At 71.2% G+C, this 11,470-nt stretch carries 11 protein-coding genes; 8 read left to right on the forward strand and 3 right to left on the reverse strand.

Translation table 11 applies throughout. The features are described from left to right. Positions 1-313: hypothetical protein (locus CCN39_RS50160; protein ID WP_158104510.1), on the forward strand; the 313-nt coding region annotated here is incomplete at its 5' end. 32 nt (positions 314-345) lie between these two features. Here the strand turns inward: CCN39_RS50160 and CCN39_RS15675 are convergent. Then, on the reverse strand, positions 346-789 hold the full coding sequence (locus tag CCN39_RS15675) for a GNAT family N-acetyltransferase (protein ID WP_086842695.1): 444 nt from the start codon (positions 787-789) through the stop codon (positions 346-348). Positions 790-908: 119 nt separating this feature from the next. Between CCN39_RS15675 and CCN39_RS15680 the strand changes: the two genes are divergently transcribed. From CCN39_RS15680 to CCN39_RS15690, 3 genes are all read left to right on the forward strand, one after another. Continuing rightward, positions 909-1,568: a Pvc16 family protein gene (locus CCN39_RS15680; RefSeq protein WP_086842679.1), complete on the forward strand. Its 660-nt coding sequence runs from the start codon at positions 909-911 to the stop codon at positions 1,566-1,568. Further along, positions 1,565-3,553: an ATP-binding protein gene (locus CCN39_RS15685; protein WP_086842681.1), complete on the forward strand. Its 1,989-nt coding sequence runs from the start codon at positions 1,565-1,567 to the stop codon at positions 3,551-3,553. The genes CCN39_RS15680 and CCN39_RS15685 overlap by 4 nt, the downstream gene beginning before the upstream one ends. A gap of 102 nt (positions 3,554-3,655) precedes the next feature. Beyond that, positions 3,656-4,393, forward strand: a complete 738-nt coding sequence (locus CCN39_RS15690; protein WP_086842683.1) for an eCIS core domain-containing protein — start codon at positions 3,656-3,658, stop codon at positions 4,391-4,393. Between the two features lie 47 nt (positions 4,394-4,440). Here the strand turns inward: CCN39_RS15690 and CCN39_RS15695 are convergent, their stop codons facing one another. Both CCN39_RS15695 and CCN39_RS15700 read right to left on the reverse strand, forming a co-directional pair. After that, complete coding sequence (locus CCN39_RS15695) at positions 4,441-4,866, reverse strand: hypothetical protein (protein ID WP_086842685.1); 426 nt, start codon at positions 4,864-4,866, stop codon at positions 4,441-4,443. A gap of 89 nt (positions 4,867-4,955) precedes the next feature. Beyond that, a complete protein-coding gene (locus CCN39_RS15700; RefSeq protein WP_244210804.1) occupies positions 4,956-8,390 on the reverse strand; it encodes a phage tail protein in 3,435 nt (1,144 codons plus the stop codon). A gap of 191 nt (positions 8,391-8,581) precedes the next feature. On the opposite strand from CCN39_RS15700, the gene CCN39_RS15705 reads away from it, so the two are divergent. The 4 genes from CCN39_RS15705 to CCN39_RS15720 are packed head-to-tail and all read left to right on the forward strand — an operon-like array spanning position 8,582 to position 11,203. Further along, positions 8,582-10,138, forward strand: coding sequence for a phage tail sheath family protein (locus CCN39_RS15705; RefSeq protein WP_086842689.1), 1,557 nt, complete (start codon positions 8,582-8,584; stop codon positions 10,136-10,138). A 15-nt stretch (positions 10,139-10,153) separates the two neighbouring features. Then, a complete protein-coding gene (locus CCN39_RS15710) occupies positions 10,154-10,597 on the forward strand; it encodes a phage tail protein (RefSeq protein ID WP_086842691.1) in 444 nt (147 codons plus the stop codon). Between the two features lie 4 nt (positions 10,598-10,601). Continuing rightward, positions 10,602-11,048, forward strand: a complete 447-nt coding sequence (locus CCN39_RS15715; RefSeq protein WP_086842694.1) for a hypothetical protein — start codon at positions 10,602-10,604, stop codon at positions 11,046-11,048. Beyond that, a complete protein-coding gene (locus tag CCN39_RS15720) occupies positions 11,045-11,203 on the forward strand; it encodes a DUF6760 family protein (RefSeq protein WP_003098516.1) in 159 nt (52 codons plus the stop codon). Before CCN39_RS15715 ends, CCN39_RS15720 begins: the two co-directional genes overlap by 4 nt. Positions 11,204-11,470: the final 267 nt, after the last annotated feature.

The raw sequence follows: 11,470 nt of genomic DNA on the forward strand, positions 1-11,470 counted from the left end.
CGTCCGCGTCGACGGCCGTCGCGCGGTCCTCGAGCCGACGCCGGACGAGCAGGGACAGCTCAACGGCGTGACGAAGGCCGGCGTCGAGGTATGGGCGGTGGGTTACCACTACGACGAGGCGGGCAAGGCCCAGGCGTATGCGCTGCGCCGCGGCATCGACGGCACGTGGCGGCGGGCACCGGTCCCCGCCCGGGAAGGGGCCACGCTGTTCGGCGTCACGACGGAGCCGGGGAGCGCAAGGCTGTGGACGTCCGGCGCGGGGGACGGCGCCGAGCCCGGCCTGCCGGATCCGCTCGTCGCCCGCTTCCGCTGACCGGCACGCTGCGGCGCGAACGGCGGACGTCTTCAGTCCAGGTACGCGCGGTAGCCCTGGGCCACCGCGCGGAACCCCCGTGACTCGTAGAAGGCGTGCGCCGCTTCGCGGCCGGACCGGGACAGCAGCTGGACCTTGTAGCAGTCCGTGCGCCGAGCCACGGCGAACGCCGCCTCCACCAGGGCGGCGCCCACGCCTGACCGCCGGTGTCCGGCGGCGACCACGACGTTCTCGACGAGCATGAACGACCGGGCTCCCCGCGTGAGGTTCGGCAGCGTCGCGCAGTCGAGCGTCCCGATCACCACGCCGCCGGATTCGGCGACGAGGACCACCCGGCCGGGCTGGGCCTCGATGGCCCGCCACGCGGCGGCCGCCGCCGGTGCGGACGGCGGCGGGTCGTCCGGGTGCAGCTCCCGGAACAGGGCGAGCAGAGCCGGGACGTCCGCCTCGGTGGCGGGCCTCGTCGTGATCGTCATGCCGACCACTTTGCCCTTAGGGGCAGCCGGGTGTACCCGAAGGTTTGCCGCTGCGTGGCTGGCCGGCCCGGCTTCTCGCGATCATCGTGGAGGCACCGCCAGTGCGAGGAGGTCCGCCGGTGATCCACGAGGTCGACGAGGCGCTGCGCCGGCTGGTGAAGGACGAGGCGCTGCGCGGCAGCGAGGTCGACGTCGCCTTCGACGCGCCCACCAAGGACTGGGCCGCCCGGCGCAACGCACCGACGGTGAACATCTACCTCTACGACGTGCGCGAGGACATGCGGCGCCGGTCGCGGGGGCTGCTCAACGAGTACGACCAGCGCGGCGAGGTGGCGGCGCGGCACCTGCCGCCCAAGCACGTCAAGCTGTCCTACCTGGTCACCGCGTGGACCCAGCGCCCCGAGGACGAGCACCGCGTGCTCTCCGACCTGCTGCTCGGCCTGCTGCGCCACGAAGCCGTGCCGGCCGAGGTGCTCACCGGGTCGCTGGCCGAGATGGGGCTGCCGGTGCCGATGACCGTCGCGCTGCCGCCACCGGAGGACCGCGCGTTCGCCGACGTGTGGACGGCGCTGGGCGGCGAACTCAAGCCGTCGCTGGACGTCGTCGTCTCCGCGCCGATCCACAGTGGCCGTGTCTACCCGGCCGGGCCGCCCGCCAAGGAAGGCCTCAAGATCGACACCGGCGCCGGCGAGCTCGTCGGGCACCACGTGTCGGCGGCCGGGGCCGTCGAGGGGCAGCGCCGGGTCGCGATGGCGCGCACCCACCGGAAGCCCCGGTGAGCCTGGAGTACCTGTTCGAGCGGCTGGCCCGGCTCGAACAGCGCATCCGCGACGCGGTCGACAGCCGTCGCGCGGCCGACCCCAACCCCGACGACCCGTTCCGCGGCCTGTACCTGTCCAACGAGGCGATCGACGCGCTGCTGGACGGGCTCCGCGAGCCGTTCACCCCGTTCACCGACTCCGTTCCGGGCGGCCGGCTGCGCCCGCTCGCCGAGCGCGCGGGACTGACCGGCGTCGACGTCGAACTGCTGCTGGTCGCGCTCGCTCCCGACCTGGACAGCCGGTTCGAGCAGTTCTACGGCTACCTCAACGACGACGTGACCCGCCGCCGCGCCAGTGCCGGCCTCGCGCTGCGCCTGTGCGGGATCCCCGAGGCGTCGGCCGCCGGCCGTGCCCGGCTGGACGCCGACTCCCCGCTGGTCACCTGCGGGCTGCTCACCGTGGGGGAGGAGGAACGGCCGTTCCTCTCGCGCACGCTGCGCGTCCCCGACCGGGTGGTGAACCACCTGCTCGGCGACGACCGGCTCGCGCCCGAACTCGCCGGCTGCGCGCACCTGGGCACCGAGTTCGTCGAGGTGCCGGGCCGGGAGCGGCTCGCCCGCGCGATCCGCGGCCGGGCGGGGCTCGTGTACCTGAAGGAACTGCCCGGGGGCGGGGCCGAGGAGCTCGGCGTCGGCGCGCTGGCCGCGGCGGGGTACCCGGCGCTGGTGGTGGACGCGCCGCGCTGGCAGGCCGAGCCCGGCCACGCCGAGCTGACCGCGTCGCTGCGGCGGGAGGCGCTGCTGCGCGGCGCCGGGATCGTGCTCGGCCCGGTGGAGGATCCCCGGCTGGAAAAGCTGGCGCACCCGGCGATCCCGCTGGTGGTGCACGGCACCGGCGCCTGGGACCCGCGCTGGAGCGCGACGCCGCCGTTGCAGCTCGACGCCGTGCCGCTGTCCGGTGCGGCCCGCGCGGACCTCTGGCGCCGCCGCCTCGACGGCCGGCTCGCCCCGGACGTCGACCCCGGCGAGGCGACCGCCCACTTCGTGCTGGGGCCCGGGCAGATCGCCCGCGCGGCGAAAGCCGCGTCGGTCACCGCGCTGGCCGACGACGACGGGCTGGTCCGCACGGCCCACGTCCGGGCGGGCGCGCGCAGCCAGAACGCCGCCGGACTGCAACGGCTCGCGCGGCGGATCGAACCGGTCGTCGGCTGGGCCGACCTGGTGCTGCCGGCCGGCGTACTGTCCCTTTTGGACGAACTGGCGGCGCGGGCGCGCTACCGCGACCAGGTGCTCGACGAGTGGCGGATGCGGCCGGGCGGGGGCCGCGGCCGCGGGGTCACCGGGCTCTTCGCGGGGGATTCGGGGACCGGCAAGACGATGTCCGCCGAGGTCATCGCCGCGTCGCTGGGGCTGGACCTCTACACCGTGAACCTGGCGACCGTGGTCGACAAGTACGTCGGCGAGACGGAGAAGAACCTGGAGCGGATCTTCACCGAGGCGTCCGGGGTCAACGGCGTCCTGCTCTTCGACGAGGCGGACGCGATCTTCGGGAAGCGGTCCGAGGTCCGCGACGCGCACGACCGGTACGCCAACATCGAAAGCGCGTACCTGCTGCAGCGGATGGAGACGTTCGACGGGATCGCGGTGCTGGCCACCAACCTGCGGGCGAACCTCGACGAGGCCTTCACCCGCAGACTCGACGTGATCGTCGACTTCCCGCTGCCGGACGTCGAACTCCGGCACCGGCTCTGGGACCGCTGCCTCGGCACCCGGATGCCGCGGGGGACGGACCTGGACCTGGGGTTCCTCGCCGAGGCGTTCGAGCTGGCCGGCGGCCACATCCGCTCGGCCGCGGTCACCGGCGCGTACCTGGCCGCCGAGGCGGGCCGTCCGGTGGGGATGAGCGACCTGGTCGGCGCGGTCGCGCGGGAGTACCGCAAGCTGGGCCGGCTCTGCCTCGACCGGGAGTTCGGCCCCTACCTGGCGATGGTGACGGAGGGCTGAGCTGCCCGTCGGGGCAGTGTTCGCTGCCCGTCCGGACGGCGGCGCAGTCTGGCGCTCGCCCCGCCGGCGGGGCAAGCTTTACGGGCGGCGGAGGGAGCGAACATGCGCGGGCACAGTCACGACAACGACCTCGACCCGGCCCTGCGGCCGAAGGGCGACCGCATCGAGCGGGACGACCACGACCTCCTGGGCCGTGCGGCCGCGGCGGGCCGCACCGACGTCCTGGGCCCGGCGGGCCTGCTGGGCCTGCAGCGCGCGGTGGGCAACGCGGGGACGTCTTCGCTGGTGGAGGAGGAGCGCTCCCCGGTCCACGACGTCGTCGGCTCGGGCGGCGGCACCCCACTGGACACCTCGACCCGCGAGGACATGGAGACCCGCTTCGGCACGGACTTCTCCGACGTCCGGGTCCACACCGACAGTGCGGCGCACGACTCGGCGAAGTCGGTGAACGCCCAGGCGTACACGGTCGGTTCGAACATCGTGTTCCAGCGGGACAAGTTCGACCCCGCGTCGGATTCCGGGAAGCACATGCTGGCGCACGAGCTGACCCACGTGGTGCAGCAGCGCAGCGGCCCGGTGGACGGCACCGATGCCGGCGGCGGGGTGAAGGTCTCGGATCCGTCCGACCGGTTCGAGCGCGAAGCGGTGGCGAACGCCGATCGGCTGATGACGGCGCCCGCTCCGGCTTCGGCGGTTCAGCGGTGTGAGGACGGCGGGCACTCCTCGTCGGAAGAAGCGGCCGTGCAGCGGGAGGAAGCACCCGAGGCCGCGGAAGGCGAAGAGGAGACGACGGCGCAGACCTTCGTGCAGCGTGAGGAAGAGGTCGAGGAAGAGGCCTGATCAGTGGGTGACGCCGGGTGAGGGCCGAGCCCCCACCCGGCGAAACGCTACGCCACGCCGTAACCCCAGTTGTCGGCTGCGGTGTTGGCGCCCCCGTTCCAGTACTCGAACACGTGGACCGTGACCGCGTAGCCGTCCGCGAAGATGTTGGCGTGGATGTCCTCGCACTTGCCGTTGTTCGACGGATCGTAGATGTAGACCACATCAGCACCGTATGGCCCATCGGCCGCGGTACCGGTGAGGATGGCGCCGATTCCCCGGTCGTCCGTCTTGTTGTCGCACACGGTGATCTTCTCTTCGGAGGCATAGCCCGCCAGGTCGGCGTCGAAGAAGACCGCGCCGCTCTTGCCCACCGTGTACAGCCACCCGACGTTGTGGGGGCCCTCCGCGGCCTGTGCCTGGGTACCACCACCGAGAACGGCAGCCGCCAACGCAGCGACCAGGACACCCGATCGTTTCGCCCACTGCTTCATCGATCCTCCACTCGTTCGTGCCGCAACCTGGAACGAACGGTGGCGTACCTCGCTTGCGGATGCCTTGCAGCCGGGTGACACCGGCCGGCTCAAGCCTTGCCGTCCGGGCCGGTGAAGCCCGGGATCTCCACGTCCTTGCGGTACCGCTCGGCGGCCCCCGTGTCGGCGTCCTTGGAGCCCTTCTTGCTGTTGCACGACGCGCAGAGGACCTCGAGATTGCCCGGATCCGCGTAGAACTTCGACCGGTCGCTCTGCCCCTTGGCCCGGCCTTCGGCGTTCCAGTGCCCGGCCACCGATTTCCGGTGGTCCAGCGCGTAGTTGTCGTCGTTGTTCGGCTTGACGCGCGCGGCGACGTGCGGGGCGATGCCGAGGAACGGGACACCCGGGCAGGTGAACGTCAGCCCGTCCGGCCGCATCACCGCGGCGATCTTGGCGGCGTCGTGACCGCTGTACTTGTGGGAACCGCCGTAGAAGACCGCGCGGACGTCGTGGTACTCGGGCCGCAGCGTCTTTCCGTCGATCGTGTACTGCGTCTGGTCCGCGCCGCCTTCGGCCGGAGCCAGTTCGGGGCCGCCGTTCGGGGTGTTGGCCAGGAACTTGAGCACCGGGAACGTCGGCCGTCCTTCGGAGCTCCTGCTCCGGCCGCCCGCGTTGCGTTCCAATTCGTACTGGAGCGTCACCCAGCCGTCGGGGCGGACGTCGGTGACCTTGGCGACCCGGTTGGTCGCCTTCACGACGAACCGCTTGCCCAGGTAGACCTTCGCTTCGTCGACCGGCGCCATCGGGCCGAGCGGGAGTTCGCCGGTGTCGTCGGTCGGGTTGATCTCCAGGTGGGTCTTGAACTTGCCGTTGCTCGTGGGCACCAGCGCGATGGTCGTGAGCCGGTAGGTGTCCTTGATCTTCGGCAGCGCCGCTTCGACGGTGTGCCGGGTCGCGTCCGGCTTGCGCATCTCGGCGTCGGCCGCCTGCTTGGCCTGGGCCAGCGCCTGCTGCTTCTGGGTCGCGCTGCGCGGGTCCGGCACCCCGCTGCCCTTCCCGCCCTTGAACTTCGACCAGATCTTCTTGCCGGCCTTGACGATCGTCCCGACGACCGAGTCGATCACCTTGCCGACCGGGGCCTGGACCTTCTCGAGGATCGACTTGATCTTCTCCGAGATCCCGCCCAGCCCGAGCAGGCTCGCCAGGAATCCCAGCACCATCGGCAGCGCCTTCGCCAGCGTCCGCTCGATCAGCCCGGCCACCGCGCCCGCGCCGCCGCGGGCGATGGACTCCACCGAGTCCAGGACCGAGTCCACGAACTCCTTGATCTGCGCGGCTTTGTCCACGAAGAACAGGACGATGTCGTAGATCGCCTTGCAGGCCTTGATGAACGCCGCCGCGGGGTTGAGCATCGAGATGATCCAGGTGATACCCGCCTTGACGATCTTCTCGATGACGAAGTCCTTGATCTGCCCGAGGACCATCTCCTTCAGATCGCCGAGCTTCGCGACGATCCAGCGCCACAGCCCCGGCACACCCTCGGTGAGCAGGATCTTGACGACGTCGAGGGTCTGCTCCAGCTTCGCCAGCACCGGCTCCGGGATGAACCGCAGGATCCGCGCGCGGACGCTCGCCCAGGTGAGGCCCAGCAGCGACAGCACCATCTTCAGGATGCCCTTGGCGTCCAGCGCCTCCGGGATCTCGATGCCCGCACTCGCCAGGTTGCCCAGCAGCCACCCCTTCAGGCCGCTCTTGAGGTGCTCGACGATGTTGGCGCCGAAGTTCAGCACGCCGGTCTTGACGGCGTTGACCAGGTTGCCGAGGAACTCGATCGGCTTGGCGATGATCAGCCCGACCGCGTTCGCGGCCCGGGACAGCACGCCGAGCAGCATGTCCTTCAGCTTGAGGATGGTCTCGATCGCGCCGCCGACGGCCTCCTTCGCCTTGCTCCACAGGCCCTTGTTCTCCGCCTGCAGCGCCTTGATCTCCTCGTCGACCGCGTTGCGGGCCTCACTGTACTTCTGCGCCAGGTCCTCGACCAGCGCGTCCTGCTTCTCGTCGACGGACTTCTCGAGGTCGTCGAACTGGCCGCCGAACTCCTTCGCCGCCTCGCCCGCGATCTTGCGCAGGGCGGGCGACTGGGACGCCACTTTCTGCTGCACGCGCGTGCGGCCGTCTGCGATCAGCTGCTTCGCCTCGCCGAGTTTCTGGCCGACGAAGTCCGCGATGTCGCCGATGACACCCTGCATCTTCGACTCGTAGACCTTCTTGGCCTCCAGGAAGAGGTTGTTCGCTTCGGCCGGCAGGTCGGCGAAGAGGTCGTACGCCCAGCGCGCCGCGCCGGTGATGCCGTCGTAGCGCTCGTCCTTGTAGCGCTTCATCCGCGCCTGGTGGTCGGCGGTGAACGCGGCCTTCGCCTGCGCCTCGCCCGCCTCGAACTTCTTCGCCACCTGGTCGTCGAGCGCGCCGAGCACGCCCTCGACCTTCGTCTTGGTCTCGTCGAAGATCGCCTTGATCTCGCCGGTGATCCGCGCGCGGTCCTGCTCGTCCTTGGACTTCGTGGCCGACTTGGCCGCCTGGCCCCGCTGCCCGGCCGACGACCGCGCGCCCGTCATGCCCGCCATCGCGGCCTGCCCGGACGCCTGGGCCGCGCCGGTCACGGCGGCCAGCTGCCCGGCCTCGGACTCGCGGACCGCGGCCGGCGCCGAAGCCGTGTGCCGCTCGCCTTCCTGCTTCGCGGCCAGGGCGCCGGTGAACTCCGGCTCGTGGGACTCGGCCAGCTGCTGGTCGGTGACTCCGGCCGCGGCCATCGCGCCCTGGGTTTCGCACTGGTCGGCACGCAGGTCGGTCTGTTCGGGCGGTGCCTTGTCCGGCGTCGCCTTGCGGGGATCCGGCGGGGCCAGCGCGGGCGGGGCCGGGGCTTCCGGCAGCGGCGTGACCGGCTTTTCCACCGCCCGGCTGGGATCCGGTGGTTCCTTCGTCCGGTCGGTGACGTCCTTGGCCGAAGCGTCCTTGCCGCTGGTGACCTTGCCCAGCACCTCGGTCTTGACCTGGTCCGCCTTGCCGGACGTGGCGAACTTGTCGGCCTCGTCCAGGTTCCGGGGCGCCTGCTTGGCGATCGCGGCGTTCACCGCGGCGATGAAGGCCGCCTTGTCGAAGCCGGCCGGCTTCGCCGCCGCCATCTTGTCCGCCTGGGCCGCCTTGGCCTGCGCGTCCTTGTCGTCGGCGGGCGCCACCGCGGCGTCCTGTGCCTTCTTGACCTCCGCGCCGGCGGGCGGGTGCGCCTTCGCCGTCTTGGCCTTGTCGCCGACGTCCTTCGTCAGCGACTGGAACTTGGGGTCGGCCGACGGTGTGACGCCGGGGGGCGCGACCGGGGGAGCGGGACAGCTCTGCCGCTGCAGCGCGACCAGCCGCGACACCGCCGCGTTGCCCGCCGTGGCCTGCAGGCGCAGCAACGCGGGCGGGGTCGCGCGGCGCGCCGGACGGGCCGGTCGCGCGGGCTGCCCGGGCAGCTCTGGTGGCGCCTTGTCCCGCCCCGTTGGCATGGGTTCAACTGTCGGCCCCGCCGGGCCGGTTGCCAACGACCGGACGGGCAGGCACGGCTGCCCGGACGGGCAGTTGCCTTTAAGGGCAGAGATCGGTTCCCGCGGGCCTAGCCGCACGGTCGTTCCGCGGAGATCGCCCTGGCAGCAGCATCGCCGAAGACAAGACTTGTGCGTCGACAAGGGAGGCACGCATGCCCACCTATCTCACGCCGGGGGTGTACGTCGAGGAGATCGAAGCCGGCGCACGGCCGATCGAGGGCGTGGGCACCGCAGTGGCCGCCTTCGTCGGCTTCGCGGCGGACGGTCCCTTCAACACCCCGACGCTGGTGTCCAACTGGGGCCAGTTCACGCAGACCTTCGGCGACTTCATGGAGGGCTGCTACCTGGCCCAGTCGGTCTACGGCTACTTCCTCAACGGCGGCACCAACTGCTACATCGTCCGCATCGGCGGATCGCGCGCCCAGGACAACGGCGCCGCGCCGAAGCAGATCGAGGCCCGCCAGGCCGTGCTCGGCGGCTACCGGTTCGTCGCGAAGGAACTGCCGGAGGGCAAGCAGAGCGGCGGCGAGATCACCGTCGAGGTGGCCGACCCGACCGGCGACAACCCGGCCGAAGACCGGTTCACCGTGCTGGTCAAGCAGGACGGCAAGGTCGTCGAGACGCACAACGTGACGACCAAGCGCACCAAGGAGAACGTCGTCACCGCGGTGCGGGAGAAGTCCAGCCTCATCACCATCGAAGAGGTCGCCACCGGCGGCGCGGTCACCAAGCCCGACAAGGGCACCGCGGTGCTCTCGGCGCCGCCGAAGGAGCCCACCGCCCCGCCGGTCCCCGGCCGCGTCGCGGCGAACGACTACGTCGGCGACGTCGCCGACCGGACCGGGTTCGGCGGCCTGGAGGCGATCGACGAGATCACCATGGTCGCGGCGCCGGACCTGATGGCCGCCTACCAGCGCGACCTGATCGACCTCGACACGGTCAAGGCCGTGCAGCTGGCGATGATCGCGCACTGCGAACTGATGGGCGACCGGATGGCGATCATCGACCCGCCGCCCGCGCTCAACCCGCAGGAAGTCCGCAGCTGGCGGATGGACGCGGCCGGGTACGACTCGAAGTACGCCGCGCTGTACTACCCCTGGGTCCAGGTCCTCGACCCGGCCTCGGGCACCAACACGTACATCCCGCCGAGCGGCCACATGGCCGGCGTGTGGGCCCGCACCGACGCCACCCGCGGCGTCCACAAGGCCCCGGCCAACGAGGTCGTCCGCGGCGCGCTCGCGCTCGAGACGCACCTGACCAAGGCCGAGCAGGAACTGCTCAACCCGATCGGCGTCAACTGCGTGCGGTCCTTCTCCGGCAAGGGCATCCGGGTCTGGGGCGCGCGGACGCTGTCGAGCGACCCGGCGTGGCGCTACCTCAACGTCCGGCGGCTGTTCAACTACCTCGAGGAGTCGATCCTCGGCGGCACCCAGTGGGTCGTGTTCGAGCCGAACGACGACGCCCTGTGGGCCCGGATCCGGCGCACGATCAGCGCGTTCCTGGTGATGGAGTGGCGCAAGGGCGCCTTGTTCGGGCTCACCCCGGACGAGGCCTTCTTCGTCAAGTGCGACCGCGAGACCAACCCGGCCGAGGGCATCGACCTCGGCCAGGTGATCTGCGAAGTCGGCATCGCCCCGGTGAAACCGGCGGAGTTCGTGATCTTCCGGCTGGCCCAGATGTCCGGCGGCACCAGCCTCGTCAACGAGTGATGAAGGGACTCCACCATGGCACTTCCCGATCTTGACAAGGCTGTCGGCCACTCCTTCGGGCTCGAGATCGACGGCGTCCAGATCAAGCAGATCTCCGAGGTCTCCGGCCTCAAGATGGAGCAGGACGTCATCGAGCTCAAGCAGAACACCGTCGACGGCAAGTACGTCATCAAGAAGCTGCCCGGCCGGCCCAAGGCGGGCGAGGTCACGCTGACCCGCGGCCTCACCGAGGACAACAGCTTCGAGAAGTGGGTCAAGGACGCGCACTTCGGCAAGATGGCGACGGCCCGCAAGGGCGGCGCCATCATCGTCTACGACTACGAAGGCACCGCGCTCAAGCGCTACAAGCTCACCAACGCGTGGCCGAAGAGCCTGGAGATCGGCGCGCTGAAGGCCGGCGACACGAGCGTGCTCACCGAGAAGCTCGTCATCACCTACGAGCAGATGGAAGTCGAGTGAGCCGATGCGCAGGGTGATGGCGTCGGCCCCGGTCGAGGAAGCGCCCGTCTCGGCGGGCGAACCCCGCACCGAGCGGCCGAAGCTGCGGACGGAGTTCGCGTTCGAGCTCCCGCGCGGGTACGTCGACGACGAGGGCAAGGTGCACCACTCCGGGGTGATGCGCCTGGCCACCGCCCGCGACGAGCTGATCCCGCTGCGGGACGACCGGGTGCGCGAGAACTCGGCGTTCCTCACGGTGGTGCTGCTGGCCCGGGTGGTCACCCGGATCGGCGACATCACCGACGTGCACGCGGGGGTCATCGAGAACCTGTTCGCCTCCGACCTGGCGTTCCTGCAGGACATGTACCGCCGGGTCAACAGCGAGGGCCACACCCGGGCGGGCGTGGCGTGCCCCGAGTGCGGTCACAGCTTCGTCGTCGACGTCGCCGGTGGCCGCCTGGGGGAATCGTGACGTACGCGGCCGACCGGCTGCACGAGGAAGTCGCGTACGTGGCCTACCACCTGCACTGGTCCCTCGACGACATCCTCGACCTCGAACACCCCGACCGGTTGACCTACGTCGCCGAGATCGCCCGGATCAACACCCGGATGAGCCAGGGACGGTGACGCTGGAATGTGGTTCCGCAGGAAGGAGCCTTCGCCGTCGGCTTCGGCTGTGCCCTCGCCGTCGACTTCGCCGTCGCCCTCGCCTGAGCCGGCCGCGTTGCCGGTGACGCGGGGGGAGTGGCGGAGCGTGGCGCCGATCCAGCGGGTGCTGGCCGAGCACCCGCTGGTCAACCCGGTGCAGCGGTTCAGCTCGACGCTGACGTCGTGGCGGAGCCCGGGGTACCTGGAGCCGCTCGGCCACCGCGTCGGGCCGGCCGAGCCCGCCGG

It is taken from the genome of Amycolatopsis kentuckyensis (assembly GCF_002155975.1).
Lineage (GTDB): Bacteria > Actinomycetota > Actinomycetes > Mycobacteriales > Pseudonocardiaceae > Amycolatopsis > Amycolatopsis kentuckyensis.

What these genes read in the sequence shown, in the direction of transcription:
- CCN39_RS15690 (WP_086842683.1), top strand. Translation starts at nt 3,656, where the DNA reads ATGCGCGGGCACAGTCACGACAACGACCTCGACCCGGCCCTGCGGCCG.
- CCN39_RS15705 (WP_086842689.1), top strand. Translation starts at nt 8,582, where the DNA reads ATGCCCACCTATCTCACGCCGGGGGTGTACGTCGAGGAGATCGAAGCC.
- CCN39_RS15715 (WP_086842694.1), top strand. Translation starts at nt 10,602, where the DNA reads ATGCGCAGGGTGATGGCGTCGGCCCCGGTCGAGGAAGCGCCCGTCTCG.
- CCN39_RS15700 (WP_244210804.1), bottom strand. Translation starts at nt 8,390, where the DNA reads ATGCCAACGGGGCGGGACAAGGCGCCACCAGAGCTGCCCGGGCAGCCC.
- CCN39_RS15675 (WP_086842695.1), bottom strand. Translation starts at nt 789, where the DNA reads ATGACGATCACGACGAGGCCCGCCACCGAGGCGGACGTCCCGGCTCTG.
- CCN39_RS15695 (WP_086842685.1), bottom strand. Translation starts at nt 4,866, where the DNA reads ATGAAGCAGTGGGCGAAACGATCGGGTGTCCTGGTCGCTGCGTTGGCG.
- CCN39_RS15710 (WP_086842691.1), top strand. Translation starts at nt 10,154, where the DNA reads ATGGCACTTCCCGATCTTGACAAGGCTGTCGGCCACTCCTTCGGGCTC.